The following is a 15,190-nucleotide window of genomic DNA, read 5'->3' as shown; positions in this document are numbered from 1 at the left end:
TTTGACAGCAAATTGAAATGATACGAACAAGCGGATCGTCAGGCAGGCGGGGCGCCGTCGGGCGGAGTGGCCATCGCGCGGCGGCGCGCACGCTTCGACGCGCCGTTCACGAGCGCCCAGCGCAGCACGGGCGCGATGGCGCGTATGCCGGGTCGGACCACCGCGCGCCGTAACGGCGCGAAGGTCGACACGCCGAGCATGCGCTGCGCCCACGGCGGCAACAGGTCGATCCCGGCGTGCATCACCAGCGACGCGGCAGGCCGCAGCGTGGGCTTCGCGACCGGCACATTCAGCAGGATGGACATGACTTCGAAGGTACGCGGCCCGGCTTCGAGTTCGGGCAGCATGCGCGCGAGATAAGCGGCCACCTCGGCGCGCGAACGCGGAATCTCACGGGCGCCGAGCAGCTCGGCGATCAGCGCCGTCTCCGCGTAATAGCGGTCCTGCAGTTCGCCCGGCAGCGCGGGATTCACGTAACGCAGATGTGCGGCGAGGAAGCTCGACACTTCCGCGACGTGCACCCAGGTGAGCAACGCCGGATCGTCGGCGCGGTACGGCCGGCCGTCGGGCGCGGTACCTGATATGCGCGTGTGGATCGTTTTCACGCGATCGATCAGCGTGAGCGCGTCCGCGCGGCTGCCGAACGTCGTGCCCGTGATGAACGTGGCGGTGCGCCGCAAGCGGCCGAAGATGTCGGTGCGGAACGACGAATGATCCCAGACGCCCGCGAGCGCGAGCGGGTGGAGCGCCTGCAGCAGCAGCGCGGCGATGCCGCCCGTCATCATCGACGTGAAATCGGCATGCACGCGCCAGCAGACGGCGTCGGGGCCGAACAGCCCCGGGTCGCCAGGCGGTGACGAGAGATCGATCGACGGGCCGCCGCCGGCCGTCAGGTGCGTGATACCGGCCACGAGCCACTGGCGGATCGGCTCGGCCCAGCGCGGGCCCGGCACGGGTGCGGTGGGGTGGCGGCTGGGCGGCGTCGTCATGGCGGGTGCGGCGCGGCGACGGATTACTTCCCGTCGGGGGTATCCCACCCGTCGTGCTCGGTGATGCGGCGCGCATCGGGTACCGACAGCCCGAAGTGGCGATACGTGAGCAGCGTCGCGACGCGGCCGCGCGGCGTACGCTGCAGGAAGCCCTGCTGGATCAGGTACGGTTCGAGCACGTCCTCGATCGTGTCGCGCTCCTCGCCGATCGCCGCCGCGAGGTTGTCGATGCCGACCGGGCCGCCGTCGAACTTGTACAGGATCGCTTCGAGCAGCTTGCGGTCCATCAGGTCGAAGCCGACCGGGTCGACGTCGAGCATCGCGAGCGCGGCATCGGCAACGGCCGCGGTGATCTGGCCGTCGGCCTTCACTTCCGCGAAGTCGCGCACGCGGCGCAGCAGACGGTTCGCGATCCGCGGCGTGCCGCGCGCGCGCTTCGCGATTTCCAGCGCGCCGTTCGGATCGATCTGCGCATTCAGCAGCGACGCCGAGCGCCGCACGATGCGCGACAGTTGATCGGCGTCGTAGAACTCGAGGCGCGCGACGATCCCGAAACGATCGCGCAGCGGGTTGGTCAACATCCCCGCGCGGGTGGTCGCGCCGACCAGCGTGAACGGCTGCAGGTCGAGCTTCACGCTGCGCGCCGCCGGCCCTTCGCCGATCATGATGTCGATCTGGTAATCCTCGAGCGCCGGATACAGGATTTCCTCGACGACCGGCGACAGCCGGTGGATCTCGTCGATGAACAGCACGTCGTTCGCCTCGAGGTTCGTCAGCAGCGCGGCGAGATCGCCTGCGCGCTCGAGCACGGGGCCCGACGTCTGGCGCAGGTTCACGCCCATCTCGCGCGCAATGATGTGCGCGAGCGTCGTCTTGCCGAGCCCCGGCGGCCCGAACAGCAGCACGTGATCGAGCGGCTCGGAGCGGCGCTTCGCGGCTTCGATGAAGATCTCGAGCTGGCCGCGCACCTTTTCCTGGCCGACGTAGTCGTCGAGCTGGCGCGGCCGCAGCGCGCGTTCGAACACCTCCTCGTGCGACGAGGCAGGCGTGGCGGCGATGATCCGCTGCTCGGTGGCGAGTTTGTCGGTTTCAATCATGCGGCCATTGTACCGCGCGACGACGCGCGGACCACCTGGCCGAACGGCCGACTGGCGAGCGCCGCGCGGCGGCGCGACACTGGCTTCGACGGCCGGATCGACCGCGCGTTACGCCTTCGACAGCGCCTTCAGCGCGAGCTTGATGCCTTCGGACACGCCGGTGCCGGCCGGCACGTTCTTGATCGCGGCAAGGCCTTCCTTCTCGGAGTAGCCGAGCGCCAGCAGCGCGTTGAGGATGTCGGTCGCGTGGTCGGACGGCGATGCGGCCCCGGCGAGCGCGCCGAGGTCGGCGCCGAGCTTGCCCTTCAGTTCGAGCAGCAGGCGCTCGGCGGTCTTCTTGCCGATGCCGGGCAGGCGCGTGAGGCGGGCGGCGTCCTGCATCGTCACCGCTTGCGCGAGCTCCTGCACGCTCATGCCGGAGAGCACGGCGAGCGCCATGCGCGCGCCGATGCCGGTGATCTTCAGCAGTTCGCGGAAGGTCGTGCGTTCCTGCGGCGTCAGGAAGCCGTACAGCAGGTGGGCGTCCTCGCGGACGATCTGCTGCGTGAGCAGCACGACGCGCTCGCCCGTTTGCGGCAGGTTGTAGAAGGTGCTCATCGGCACGTCGATTTCGTAGCCGACACCGTTGCAGTCGACGAGCAGATGAGGTGGGTTCTTTTCGAGCAGGATGCCGGCGATGCGACCGATCATGGAGGACGGGATGCGAGGAAGAAAGCGCGAGTGTAGCGCACGCGCGGCGCAATGCCGATGGGGCGCGTCCGTCGGCCCGAAGCGGCGCGCGTCGCGGGCATGTCGGGCGCGGGTAGGACGGTCAAGGCGCCAACGCGGTCGAGCCGACGTGCCGGGCGGCGGCGCGCGGCGGCGTCAGCCGACCAGCCTGCCCCGCCGCACGCGCAGCCCTTTCTGCGCGAGCGCCGGCGCGAGGCCGCCCAGCGTGCCGAGCGTGTTGCCGCCGTGTGCGTGGCAGATCGCCATGCCGAGCGCGTCGGCTGCGTCGGAGCCCGGCTGGCCGGACAGGTTGAGCAGCCGCGTGACCATTTCCTGCATTTGCGTCTTGGTCGCGCGGCCGTAGCCGACCACGGCCTGCTTGAGCTGCAGCGCGGTGTATTCGGCGACCGGCAGCCCGCCCGCGACGAGGCCGCAGATCGCGGCGCCACGCGCCTGGCCGAGCAGCAGCGTCGACTGCGGGTTCACGTTGACGAACACCTTTTCGATCGCGGCCTGGTCGGGCGCGTGTTCGCGCACGATCGTCGAGACGCCCTGAAAGATCGTGCCGAGGCGGGTGGCCAGATCGGCTGTCGGCGTGCGGATCACGCCGCTCGTGACATAGGCGAGCCGGTGGCCGCTGACGTCGATGACGCCGAAGCCGGTGACGCGCAGGCCGGGGTCGATGCCGAGAATTCGCATGAGTGAGGAGAATGGCGTGATGCAGCGATACTACAACGAATGGTGCGGCAAGCCGGCCGCCCAGGCCGGCGCGAAGGCGCCGCGCAATAAAAAACCCGGCGCAGGGGATGCCGCCGGGTTTTCGTGCAGCGGCCGCGCGGGCCGCATGCTGCGATCAGTGACGGAAGTGGCGCACGCCCGTCAGGATCATCGCGATGCCGTGCTCGTCGGCCGCCGCGATCACTTCGTCGTCGCGCATCGAGCCGCCCGGCTGGATCACGCAAGTCGCGCCTGCCGCCACGACGACGTCGAGGCCGTCGCGGAACGGGAAAAACGCATCCGACGCGACCGCCGAACCGGCGAGCGTCAGGCCCGCGTTCTGCGCCTTGATGCTCGCGATGCGCGCGGAATCGACACGGCTCATTTGGCCCGCGCCGACGCCGAGCGTCATGCCGTTGCCGCAGAACACGATCGCGTTCGACTTCACGTACTTCGCGACGCGCCATGCGAACAGCAGGTCGTCCATTTCCTTCGCGGTCGGCTGACGCTTCGTGACGACGCGCAGCTCGCTCGGCTGCACGTTCTTCGCGTCGAGCGACTGCACGAGCAGGCCGCCGCCCACGCGCTTCAGGTCGAATGCGTTGTGGCCGTCGCCCAGCGCGATTTCCAGCAGGCGCACGTTCTGCTTCGCGGCGAACACCTGCTTCGCGGCGTCGGAGAACGACGGGGCGATCAGCACTTCGACGAACTGCTTCGCCACCGCTTGCGCGGCCGCTTCGTCGACTTCGCGGTTGAACGCGATGATCCCGCCGAATGCCGAGGTCGGGTCGGTCTGGAACGCCTTCGCGTACGCGTCTGCCGAGTCGTTGCCGACCGCGACGCCGCACGGGTTCGCGTGCTTGATGATCACGCAGGCCGGCGCGTCGAACGTCTTCACGCATTCCCACGCCGCGTCCGAATCCGCGATGTTGTTGTACGACAGTTCCTTGCCCTGCAGCTGGCGGTAGTTCGCCAGCGCGCCGGCCGGCGCCGCGAGGTCGCGGTAGAACGCCGCGCTCTGGTGCGGGTTCTCGCCGTAGCGTAGGTCCTGCACCTTGTCGAACGCCATGTTCAGCGTGGCCGGGTACGCGCTGCGCGATGCGTGCTGCAGCTCGTCGGTCAGGCTCGTCAGGTAGTTCGTGATAGCGCCGTCGTATTGCGCGGTGTGCGCGAACACCTTCGTCGCGAGGCGGAAGTTGGTCGGGTAGCCGACCGTGTTGCCGTTCGCCTTCATTTCGTCGAGCACGACCGCGTAGTCGGCCGGATCGACGACGACCGTCACGTCGCGGTGGTTCTTCGCGGCCGAGCGCAGCATCGTCGGGCCGCCGATGTCGATGTTCTCGATCGCGTCGGCGAGCGTGCAGTCGTCCTTCGCGATCGTCGCGACGAACGGATACAGGTTCACGACGAGCAGGTCGATCGTCGGGATGCCATGCTGTTCGAGCGCCTGCATGTGCTCGGGCAGGTCGCGGCGGGCGAGGATGCCGCCGTGCACCTTCGGGTGCAGCGTCTTCACGCGCCCATCGAGCATTTCCGGGAAGCCCGTGTAATCGGCCACTTCGGTCACGGGCAGGCCGGCATCGGCGAGGAGTTTCGCGGTGCCGCCCGTCGACAGCAGCTTGACGCCGAGGTCGGACAGCGACTTCGCGAAGTCGACGATGCCGGTCTTGTCGGAAACGGAAATGAGCGCTTGCTTGATCATGATGGAACCACCAATAGCCAGGGAAACGGGGACGGGACGGCCGCCTACAGCAGGCCGTGCTGCTGCAGCTTCTTGCGCAGCGTATTGCGATTGATGCCGAGGTACTCGGCGGCGAGCGACTGGTTGCCGCCGGCCTGTACGAGCACGACCTCGAGCATCGGCTTTTCGACGCAGGACATCACCATTTCATAGACGTCGTGCGGATTGGAGCCGTCTAGATCCCGGAAATACACGTCCAGGCTCTCGCGGACACATTGTTCGATGTTGTGCTTGCTCATGCTGCTAACTGGTTATGGTCGTCCGACTCGCCCTGGCTGTTTTCCGCTTCGTCGTCGACGTAGACGAGGTGGTCCGACAGCGCCTTTTGCGCCTCGAAGAATGCATTGACGGCGGCGAGCTGCTCGCGGGTGGAATCGAGCGTGTTCATTCGGTGCCGGAACCCGTTGGCACCGGAAAGGCCGCGAGTGTACCAGCCGATGTGCTTGCGCGCAGTACGGACGCCGGTGAATTCGCCATAGAAAGCGTAGTGGTCTTCCAGGTGTTCGTTCATCACGTGCTGGATCTCGTCGATCCGCGGCGGGGGCAGCAGCTCGCCGGTTTGCAGGAAATGATCGATTTCGCGGAACAACCACGGCCGGCCTTGCGCGGCGCGACCGATCATCAGCGCATCGGCGCCGGTTGCGTCGAGCACGGCCTTCGCCTTGGCGGGCGACGTGATGTCGCCGTTCGCGACGACCGGAATCCGCACGGCCGCCTTCACGGCCGCGATGGTGTCGTACTCGGCGTCGCCGCGATACAGATCGGCGCGCGTGCGGCCATGCACGGTGAGCATCGAGATGCCGGCCGCTTCGGCCAGGCGCGCGACCGTGATCGCATTCTTGTGCTCGCGGTCCCAGCCGGTGCGGATCTTCAGCGTGACGGGCACCGCGTCGGGCCCCGTGCCGACCGCCGCGACGACGGCCTCGACGATCCGCTGCACGAGCGGCTCGTTCTGCAGCAGCGCGGAGCCGGCCGCGACGTTGCAGACCTTCTTCGCCGGGCAGCCCATGTTGATGTCGATGATCTGCGCGCCGTTGTCGACGTTGTAGCGGGCAGCTTCGGCCATCATCGCCGGATCGGCGCCGGCGATCTGCACCGCGATCGGCTCGACTTCGCCTTCGTGGTTCGCGCGCCGCATCGTCTTCGCGCTTTTCCACAGCTGCGCGTTGGACGCGACCATCTCGGACACGGCGTAACCGGCCCCCAGCCGTTTGCACAGCTGGCGGAACGGACGATCCGTCACCCCGGCCATCGGGGCGACGAACAGGTTGTTACGCAATACGTGAGAGCCGATAACGGGCATCGCAATGGCGCCGCCCGCGACGAGCGCGGACAGGGGAAGGGAAGACGGAAAGCGGGCATTTTACCGTATTCCCATGCCCCGCCGATTTGACCCGGTTTGCCTGATTTGCCCGGACGCGCCGTGCGGTGTGCCGCGCGTCAGCTACGCTGGCCGAACATCATCTGACGCGCGATCGCCTTCTTGAGCGGCGGCACGAACTCGAGTGCGGTGAGCGCGGCGCCGCGCAGCAGCGGCAGCGGGCCCGAGTCGATCGTAAACAGGCGCGCCAGCGTGTCGGTCGCGCCGATCGTGAAGCGCCGGTCGAGCGCGCGACGCGCGTTGAAGGTCGCGAGCGCGGTCGCTTCGAAGCCTTGTGCGGACAGCGCGTCGACGAGCGTGTGCGCATCGCGCAGCCCGAGGTTGAGCCCCTGGCCCGCCACCGGGTGCAGCGTTTGCGCGGCATTGCCGACGATCGCGACGCGGCCGCTGACGAGCGTCTGCGCGGCGTTCAGGCCGAGCGGGAAGGACGCGCGCCCGGCGATCGCGACGAATTCGCCCATGCGTTCGCCGAACACGCTGCCGAGCTCGCGCAGGAACGCATCGTCGGGCAGCGCGGCACGTCGCGCCGCTTCGTCGGGCGTACAGCACCAGACGAGCGAGTAATCGGCCTGACGCGGGCCGCCGAGCGGCAGCAGCGCGAGCGGGCCCTCGTGCGTGAAGCGTTCCCACGCGACGTTCGGGCGCGGCGCCGATACCGTGACCGTGCCGACGAGCGCGGTCTGTCCGTAGTCGCGGCGATGCTTGGCCGTATCGGCCTGCTGTTCGTGGAACAGCCCGCCTTCGGCATTGACGACGATGCGCGCGCGCAGCGTGCGCTCGCCTTGCGGGCCGTCGAGCGTCAGCGCGACGCCGTCGGCGTCCTGCTGCGGCGCGCGCGCGGTGGTCGACGTGAGCCAGTCGACGCGCGTGCCGCGCACCGCGTTCGCGAGCGCCTGCACGATCGAGCCGTAGCGGACCACGTAGCCGAGCGCGGCGAGGGCGTGCTCGTCGCGGTCGATCAGCGTGCGGCCGAAATGGCCGCGCTGCGACACGTGGATATGTTCGATCGGCGTGGCGTCGGCGGGCCACGCGAGCGTGTCGAGCAGCACGCGGCTGCCGTGCGACACGGCGATCGCGCGCGGGTCGTTCGCGCTCGCGGCCGGGTCGCGTGCATCGATCAGCGCGATCGATGCATGCTGCGTCGCGCTGCGGCGCGCGAGCCAGCCGGCGAGCGCGAGCCCGACGGGGCCTGCGCCGACGATGGCGAGGTCGTAATCCGGCGTGGCGGAGGGGGAAGCGGTCGTCATCAGGGTTCGTGAAACGGTGTTGGCAGTCGAAGCGGTTCAAGCGGTCCAGGCAGTCGCCGGCGGCACGCGGCCGCTCACGCGCCGTGCGCGGCGCCCTCGCGCATCAGCGCCTCGATCTCGTCGGCCGCGACCGGCACGTCGCGCGTGATCAGTTCGCAGCCGTGCTCGCGCACGATCGCGTCGTCCTCGATGCGGATGCCGATGTTCCAGTATTCGGGCGGCACGTCGTCGGCCGCGCGCACGTACAGGCCGGGCTCGACGGTGAGCGTCATGCCGGCTTTCAGCGTGCGCCACGGCAGCGCGCCGTTGGCGTCGCGCGCGGCGAGCCGCTCGCGGTAGTCGCCGCAGTCGTGCACGTCCATCCCGAGCCAGTGGCCGGTGCGATGCATGTAGAAGCGCGTGTACGCGCGCTCGGCGATCGCGTCGTCGACGTTCGAGAAGCGCGTTTTCGGGATGATGCCGGTGTCGAGCAGCCCCTGCGCGAGCACGCGGACGGCTGCGTCATGCGGCGCCTCGAACGGCACGCCCGCGCGCGTCGCGTCGATCGCGGCCTGCTGCGCGGCGAGCACGATGTCGTACAGCGTGCGCTGCGCGGGCGAGAAGCGGCCGTTGGCCGGGAACGTGCGCGTGATGTCCGACGCATAGCCGTCGAGTTCGCAGGCGGCGTCGATCAGGATCAGGTCGCCGTCTCGCGCGGCCGCGTTGCCGGCCGGATAGTGCAGCACGCACGCATTCGCGCCGGCCGCGACGATCGAACCGTACGCGGGCGCCTGCGCGCCGTGCTTGCGGAACAGGTACAGCAGCTCGGCCTCGAGCTCGTATTCGCGGATGCCGGGGCGGCACACCTGCATCGCGCGGCGGTGCGCGAGCGCGGAGATGTGCGCGGCGCGCATCATGATCGCGAGTTCGTGTTCGTCCTTCACGAGCCGCATGTCGTCGAGCAGCGGCGTGAGGTCGAGCAGCGCGTCCGGCGCGGCGACGCCCGTGCGTGCCTGCGCGCGTACCGCGTCGATCCAGCCTGCGAGCTGGCGCTCGAAGTCGGCCGATGCGCCGAACCGGTAGTGCACGGTGCCCGCATCGGCGAGCAGGCGCGGCATTTCGGTGTCGATCACGTCGACCGCGAATGCCGCGTCGAAGCCGAACGCGTCGCGTGCGGCGTCGGGCCCGTAGTGAAAGCCTTCCCAGATCTCGCGGTCGACGTTCTTGCCGCGGCAGAACAGGATCGATTCCGGCGCGCCGTGCGGCGCGGCCGCGTTCAGCACGAGCACGGCATCCGGTTCGGTGAAGCCTGTCAGGTAATGGAAGTAGCTGTCGAACCGGTACGGGTAGGCCGTATCGCGGTTGCGCAGCATTTCCGGCGCGGTGGGGACGATGGCGACGCCGCCGCCCGCGGCACGCAGTGCGGCAAGCACGCGTTCGCGGCGCTGGCGGTAGACGTCGACGGCAATGGCGGTATCGAGGGGCGCATTCATCGTGCGATTGTAGCGCCGCGCGACGCGGTGCGTGAGGGTGGGGCCGCAAGCCGCGCCGGCCAAGGCCCGCGCGGCGGTTGTTGCAAACCATCCACAGGCCGGACGGGCGATTTTCTACCCGGCCGCGCGTGCCGGTTATGATCGGCGACAACGTATACTCTCGGCGGTTCCCTTGAAAAGGCAGATGATGAAATTAATCGGTTCGCTCAGCAGCCCGTACGTCCGAAAGGCGCGGATCGTGCTTGCTGAAAAGAAGATCGACTACAAGCTGGAGCTCGAGAACGTGTGGGCGCCGGAGACGGATATTCATGCATCGAATCCGCTCGGCAAGGTCCCGTGCCTCGTGATGGAGGACGGCGCCGCGGTGTTCGATTCCCGCGTGATCTGCGAATACGTCGATACGCTGTCGCCGGTCGGCAAGCTGATTCCGCCGTCGGGCCGCGAGCGCGTCGAAGTGCGCTGCTGGGAAGCCCTGGGCGACGGCGTGCTCGACGCGGCGGTCGCGATCCGTCTCGAACACACGCTGCGGGAAGAAGGGCAGCGCAGCGCGAGCTGGATCGCGCGCCAGCAACGCAAGATCGACGACGCGCTCGTCGCGATGTCGCAGGGTCTCGGCGGCAAGACGTGGTGCGTCGGCAATCATTACACGCTCGCCGACATCGCACTCGGTTGCGCGCTCGGCTATCTCGATTTCCGGATGCCCGAGCTCGACTGGCGCGATCGCCACCCGAACCTCGACAAGCACTTCGTGAAGCTGCAGCAGCGACAGTCGTTCGCCGATACGCTGCCGCAGAACTGAGCCGCGGCCCGGCCTTCACGCATTCGGCAGACGAAAGAAAAGCGCCCCGCGGGGCGCTTTTCTTTTTGCGGCGCCGGCCACCGCCGGCGCGGGGCGGCCGCACGCGTCACTCGATCGACGCGTACACGGCTTCGCCGAGCGCAAACGAATCGCTGCGCGCGATCGGCCACCACTTGTCGTACAGGGACAAGCCGCAGGTCTGGCCATCGAGCAGCGCACCGGGCTTCAGGTATTTCAGCAGTTGCGACATCAGCCGCACCTCGTGCGGCGCGACCCGCTGCACGATATGATGCGCGCGCAGCTCGGACGGATGCGCGAGGCCGGCCGCCTGCACGAGTTCCTGCAGCGCATGCAGCGTATTGCGGTGGAAGTTGTATACGCGCTCGGCCTTGTCGGGCACGACGAGCGCGCGCTGGCGCACCGGGTCCTGCGTCGCGACGCCGGTCGGGCAGCGGTCGGTGTGGCAGTGCTGCGCCTGGATGCAGCCGACCGCGAACATGAAGCCGCGCGCCGAGTTCACCCAGTCCGCGCCGATCGCGAGCGTACGCGCGATGTCGAATGCGGTGATGATCTTGCCGCTCGCGCCGAGCTTCACGCGATCGCGCACGCCGATCCCGACGAGCGTGTTGTGCACGAGCAGCAGCCCTTCCTGCAGCGGCACGCCGACGTGGTCGGTGAATTCGAGCGGCGCCGCGCCCGTGCCGCCTTCCGCGCCGTCGACGACGATGAAGTCGGGCACGATGCCCGTCTCGATCATCGCTTTCGCGATCCCGAAGAATTCCCACGGATGGCCGATGCACAGCTTGAAGCCGGTCGGCTTGCCGCCCGACAGCGTGCGCAGCCGCTCGACGAATTCGAGCAGCCCGCGCGGCGTCGAGAATTCCGAGTGCGTCGCGGGCGAGATGCAGTCCTTGCCCATCGGCACGCCGCGCGTCTCGGCGATTTCCGGCGTGATCTTCGCGGCCGGCAGCACGCCGCCGTGGCCGGGCTTCGCGCCCTGCGACAGCTTCACCTCGATCATCTTGACCTGCGGATCGGCCGCCTGCTTCGCGAACTTGTCGGGGTTGAACGTGCCGTCGTCGTTGCGGCAGCCGAAGTAGCCGGACGCGATTTCCCAGATGATGTCGCCGCCGTGCTCGCGGTGGTACTTCGACAGCGAGCCTTCGCCGGTGTCGTGCGCGAAGCCGCCTTTCTTCGCGCCGAGGTTCAGCGAGCGGATCGCGTTCGCGGACAGCGAGCCGAAGCTCATCGCCGAGATGTTGAAGATCGAAATGTCGTACGGTTGCGTGCGATTCGCGCCGACGCGGATGCGGAAGTCGTGGCTCGGCAGCTTCGTCGGCGCGAGCGAATGGCTGATCCATTCGTGCGCGACGGCCTTCACGTTCAGCTCGGTGCCGTACGGACGGTTGTCCGCGACGTTCTTCGCGCGCTGGTAGACGAGGCTGCGCTGCGCGCGCGAGAACGGTTTTTCGTCGGTGTCGTCCTCGACGAAGTACTGGCGGATTTCAGGTCGGATGAATTCGAACAGGAAGCGAAAGTGCCCCCAGAGCGGGTAGTTCCGGAGGATCGCGTGGCGGTCCTGGTTCAGGTCGTACAGGCCGAGTGCGACGAGGGCGATGGGGATGACGATCCACAGCCAGGAAAGAACGTGGGCCGACGCGAGCGCGGCCGCTGCGACGAGCAGCAGCACGGCACACCACATCGCGAGGTAGCGTCTTGAAAGCATGGGGACTCCATAAGAATCTTGAGATACCGCCATGCGTGCGCTGCGAAGGCGGCACACCGGCCGTGGCGGAATCGTGTTCCGCCGGGCGCGGCGTGCCGCAAGTCTAAACCGAATGGATGTCAGCGTGCTTCGGCGAGCGCCGGTGCGCGGCCCGCCGGTGCAGCCTGACCGGGTTGGCCGGTGGCCGCGGACTCGATGATGCCGCCGCCGAGGCAGATCTCGCCGTCGTACAGCACGGCCGACTGGCCGGGTGTGACGGCCCACTGCGCATCGTCGAACGCGAGCGAGAAGCGCGCTTCGCCTGCCGGGCCGGCTGCCGCGGCGCCTGTCGCGGCCCGGCCGTCCGCAGCCCGGCCTATCGCGGCCCGGCCTATCGCGGCCCGGCCTATCGCGGCCCGGCCGAACCTGCACGCCGCGTCGGCCTGCCGGTAGCGCGTCTTCGCGCCGCACGCGAAGCCGTCCGCCGGCGGCTCGCCGGCGACCCAGCTCACGTTGCCGGCGACGAGCTCGCGCGACAGCAGCCACGGATGATCGTGACCCTGCACGACGTACAGTGTGTTCGACGCGATGTCCTTCGCGGCGACGAACCACGGCTCGCCGCTGCCGCTCTTGCTGCCGCCGAGGCCGATGCCCTTGCGCTGGCCGAACGTATAGAACGCGAGGCCGATGTGCTCGCCGACCACCTTGCCGTCGGGCGTCTTCATCGGGCCGGGTTTCGTCGGAAGATAGCGGTTCAGGAAATCGCGGAACGGCCGTTCGCCGATGAAGCAGATGCCGGTCGAATCCTTCTTCTTCGCATTCGGCAGCCCGATCTGCGCGGCGATCTCGCGCACCTTCGTCTTCGGGATCTCGCCGAGCGGGAACATCGTCTTCGACAGTTGCGCCTGGTTCAGCCGGTGCAGGAAGTACGACTGGTCTTTCGTATGATCGAAGGCCTTCAGCAGTTCGAAACGCCCGTCGCGCTCGCGCACGCGCGCGTAGTGGCCGGTCGCGATCATTTCCGCGTCGAGCGACATCGCGTGGTCGAGGAACGCCTTGAACTTGATCTCGGCGTTGCACAGCACGTCGGGGTTCGGCGTGCGGCCGGCCGAGTATTCGCGCAGGAACTCGGCGAACACGCGGTCCTTGTATTCGGCGGCGAAGTTGACGGCTTCCACGTCGATGCCGATCAGGTCGGCCACCGACACGACGTCGATCCAGTCCTGGCGCGTCGAGCAGTACTCGCCGTCGTCGTCGTCTTCCCAGTTCTTCATGAACAGGCCGACCACGTCGTAGCCTTGTTCCTTCAGCAGCCACGCGGTCACCGACGAATCGACGCCGCCCGACATGCCCACCACTACACGGCGCTTGCTCATTTGCCGACCGCCTGACGTTCGAATGCCTCGGGGCGCGGGGCGACCGAGTGCGTGTGCACGAAATCGAGCGGAATGCGCCGCCCGGCGAGATAGTCGTCGACGCAGCGCATCACCGCGGGCGAGCGATGGCGCTCGCTGCAGGCGCGCAGTTCGTCGGCCGTCATCCACAGCGTGCGGACGATGCCGTCGTCGAGCACATGGCCCGCGACCGGTTCGCCGGCGGTGCCGCAGAACGTGAAGCGCAGGTAGGTCGCGCCGGCGCTGCCGGGGCGATCGTAATGCGCGAGATAGACGCCGACGAGCGCGTCGGGCGTGAACGGGCGCGCGGTTTCCTCGAGCGTTTCGCGGATCACGGCGTCGGCCAGCGTTTCGCCGGCTTCGAGATGACCGGCCGGCTGGTTGATGCGCAGGCCCGTCGAGGTTTCTTCCTCGATCACGAGAAAGCGGCCGGCGCGCTCGACGAGCGCGGCGACCGTCACATGCGGGGTCCAGATTTCGGGTTTCATGGTTCGGCATTTTACCGGTTGCGCCCGAACGCTGCCGGTCGTCCGCCGCCGGCCGTTCGTCAAGCGATCCGACCCTCGCGGATCGCCCGTCCCGGCGCTGCGTGGCGACGCTGCGTGACGGCACGGGCCAAGCGCCTGTCGCATTCGAGCACGGTCGTGCGGAAAGTGCTGGCGCGACCATCGCTTTCGGTTAAAGTGCAGCGTGCAAGCCGTTGCTCGTGAGCCGGTAAGTCAGCCTGTCCGGCTCGTTGTGCAGTAAAGATCGCAAGAAAAGAAATACTGACAATGACTGGAGGAACTGACGATGCATATTGGAGTGCCTGCTGAAACGCGGGCCAACGAGGCGCGTGTGGCTGCGACGCCGGAAACCGTGAAGAAATACGCGGCGGCCGGCCATCGCGTCAGTGTCGCGAAAGGGGCCGGCAGCGCAGCCAGCTATCCCGACGAAGCCTATGCGGCCGTCGGCGCCGAATTGACCGACCAGTCGGCCGCGTTCGACGCCGATCTCGTCCTGAAGGTCCAGGCGCCCACCGACGCCGAACTGCCGTTGCTCAAGCGCGGCACCGTGCTGATCGGCATGCTCGAGCCGTTCAACGGCGAGCAGGCGGCGAAACTCGCCGCGGCCGGCGTGACCGGTTTCGCGCTCGAGGCCGCGCCGCGCACGACGCGTGCGCAGAGTCTCGACGTGCTGTCGTCGCAGGCGAACATCGCCGGCTACAAGGCCGTGCTGGTGGCCGCGTCGCTGTATCCGCGCTTCATGCCGATGCTGATGACGGCCGCGGGCACCGTGAAGGCGGCGCGCGTGCTGATTCTCGGCGCGGGCGTCGCGGGCCTGCAGGCGATCGCGACCGCGAAGCGCCTCGGCGCGGTGATCGAGGCGTCCGACGTGCGGCCGGCCGTGAAGGAGCAGATCGAGTCGCTCGGCGCGAAATTCCTGGACGTCCCGTTCGAAACCGACGAAGAGCGCGAAGCCGCGCAGGGTGTCGGCGGCTATGCGCGCCCGATGCCGGCATCGTGGCTCGGCCGCCAGGCCGCGCTCGTGCACGAGCGGGCGAGGCAGGCCGACATCGTGATCACCACCGCGCTGATTCCCGGGCGCCCGGCGCCGACGCTGATCTCGGTCGACACCGCGCGGGCGATGAAGCCCGGCTCGGTGCTCGTCGATCTCGCGGCCGGCCGCGGCCCGGAAATCGACGGCCGCCGGGGCGGCAACTGCCCGCTGACCGTCGCCGACCAGGTGATCGTGCACAACGGCGTGACGATCGCCGGCTACACGAATCTCGCGTCGATGGTCGCGTCGGACGCGTCGGCGCTGTACGCGCGCAACCTGCTCGACTTCACGAAGCTGATCGTCACGAAGGAAGGCGCGCTGAACATCGACCTGACCGACGACATCGTCGCCGCGACGCTGTTGTGCCGCGACGGTGAAGTCACGCGCAAATAACGGAGGAG

Annotated in this window: 14 protein-coding genes; 2 read left to right on the top strand and 12 right to left on the bottom strand. The window is 68.4% G+C overall.

All coding sequences use genetic code 11. The features are described 5' to 3' along the window. Positions 1 to 38: 38 nt before the first annotated feature. The 9 genes from WT53_RS07950 to WT53_RS07910 form a co-directional block, all read right to left on the bottom strand. The gene (locus WT53_RS07950) at positions 39 to 989 is read right to left on the bottom strand and encodes an oxygenase MpaB family protein (RefSeq protein ID WP_060259081.1); all 951 of its coding nucleotides are present in this window, start codon (positions 987 to 989) and stop codon (positions 39 to 41) included. Between the two features lie 23 nt (positions 990 to 1,012). Continuing rightward, a complete protein-coding gene (gene ruvB, locus WT53_RS07945; RefSeq protein WP_060259078.1) occupies positions 1,013 to 2,086 on the bottom strand; it encodes a Holliday junction branch migration DNA helicase RuvB in 1,074 nt (357 codons plus the stop codon). 108 nt (positions 2,087 to 2,194) lie between these two features. After that, entirely contained in the window at positions 2,195 to 2,776 is a 582-nt protein-coding gene (gene ruvA, locus WT53_RS07940; protein WP_021162490.1) for a Holliday junction branch migration protein RuvA, read from the bottom strand. Between the two features lie 174 nt (positions 2,777 to 2,950). Beyond that, positions 2,951 to 3,493 (bottom strand): crossover junction endodeoxyribonuclease RuvC, encoded by a 543-nt coding sequence (ruvC, locus tag WT53_RS07935; RefSeq protein ID WP_059779212.1) that lies wholly within the window; start codon positions 3,491 to 3,493, stop codon positions 2,951 to 2,953. A 154-nt stretch (positions 3,494 to 3,647) separates the two neighbouring features. Beyond that, positions 3,648 to 5,213: a bifunctional phosphoribosylaminoimidazolecarboxamide formyltransferase/IMP cyclohydrolase gene (gene purH, locus WT53_RS07930; protein WP_034206428.1), complete on the bottom strand. Its 1,566-nt coding sequence runs from the start codon at positions 5,211 to 5,213 to the stop codon at positions 3,648 to 3,650. 44 nt (positions 5,214 to 5,257) lie between these two features. Beyond that, positions 5,258 to 5,491 carry a Fis family transcriptional regulator gene (locus WT53_RS07925; RefSeq protein ID WP_006476892.1) on the bottom strand — a complete coding sequence of 78 codons (234 nt, stop codon included), beginning with the start codon at positions 5,489 to 5,491 and terminating at the stop codon, positions 5,258 to 5,260. After that, on the bottom strand, positions 5,488 to 6,555 hold the full coding sequence (gene dusB / locus WT53_RS07920) for a tRNA dihydrouridine synthase DusB (RefSeq protein ID WP_034206429.1): 1,068 nt from the start codon (positions 6,553 to 6,555) through the stop codon (positions 5,488 to 5,490). Before dusB ends, WT53_RS07925 begins: the two co-directional genes overlap by 4 nt. 137 nt (positions 6,556 to 6,692) lie before the next feature. Continuing rightward, a complete protein-coding gene (locus tag WT53_RS07915) occupies positions 6,693 to 7,880 on the bottom strand; it encodes a UbiH/UbiF/VisC/COQ6 family ubiquinone biosynthesis hydroxylase (RefSeq protein ID WP_034206430.1) in 1,188 nt (395 codons plus the stop codon). A gap of 74 nt (positions 7,881 to 7,954) precedes the next feature. Next, the gene (locus tag WT53_RS07910) at positions 7,955 to 9,352 is read right to left on the bottom strand and encodes an aminopeptidase P N-terminal domain-containing protein (RefSeq protein ID WP_059779219.1); all 1,398 of its coding nucleotides are present in this window, start codon (positions 9,350 to 9,352) and stop codon (positions 7,955 to 7,957) included. A 184-nt stretch (positions 9,353 to 9,536) separates the two neighbouring features. On the opposite strand from WT53_RS07910, the gene WT53_RS07905 reads away from it, so the two are divergent. Then, on the top strand, positions 9,537 to 10,151 hold the full coding sequence (locus WT53_RS07905; RefSeq protein ID WP_027783574.1) for a glutathione S-transferase family protein: 615 nt from the start codon (positions 9,537 to 9,539) through the stop codon (positions 10,149 to 10,151). A 106-nt stretch (positions 10,152 to 10,257) separates the two neighbouring features. Here WT53_RS07905 and WT53_RS07900 read toward each other — a convergent pair whose 3' ends face one another. From WT53_RS07900 to WT53_RS07890, 3 genes are all read right to left on the bottom strand, one after another. Next, positions 10,258 to 11,877 carry an FMN-binding glutamate synthase family protein gene (locus tag WT53_RS07900; protein WP_060259075.1) on the bottom strand — a complete coding sequence of 540 codons (1,620 nt, stop codon included), beginning with the start codon at positions 11,875 to 11,877 and terminating at the stop codon, positions 10,258 to 10,260. Between the two features lie 119 nt (positions 11,878 to 11,996). Continuing rightward, positions 11,997 to 13,232, bottom strand: coding sequence for a tRNA 2-thiouridine(34) synthase MnmA (mnmA, locus tag WT53_RS07895; protein ID WP_060259073.1), 1,236 nt, complete (start codon positions 13,230 to 13,232; stop codon positions 11,997 to 11,999). Further along, a complete protein-coding gene (locus tag WT53_RS07890; RefSeq protein ID WP_059779224.1) occupies positions 13,229 to 13,738 on the bottom strand; it encodes an NUDIX hydrolase in 510 nt (169 codons plus the stop codon). The genes mnmA and WT53_RS07890 overlap by 4 nt, the downstream gene beginning before the upstream one ends. Before the next feature lie 304 nt (positions 13,739 to 14,042). Here WT53_RS07890 and WT53_RS07885 point away from each other — a divergent pair, with 304 nt between their 5' ends. Then, positions 14,043 to 15,182 (top strand): Re/Si-specific NAD(P)(+) transhydrogenase subunit alpha, encoded by a 1,140-nt coding sequence (locus WT53_RS07885; RefSeq protein ID WP_059779227.1) that lies wholly within the window; start codon positions 14,043 to 14,045, stop codon positions 15,180 to 15,182. Positions 15,183 to 15,190: the final 8 nt, after the last annotated feature.

It is taken from the genome of Burkholderia sp. MSMB2157WGS, from assembly GCF_001532755.1.
Taxonomy (GTDB): domain Bacteria; phylum Pseudomonadota; class Gammaproteobacteria; order Burkholderiales; family Burkholderiaceae; genus Burkholderia.
The sequence above is the reverse complement of the archived record's forward strand: the minus strand, read 5'-3'. Positions and strand labels throughout refer to the sequence as shown.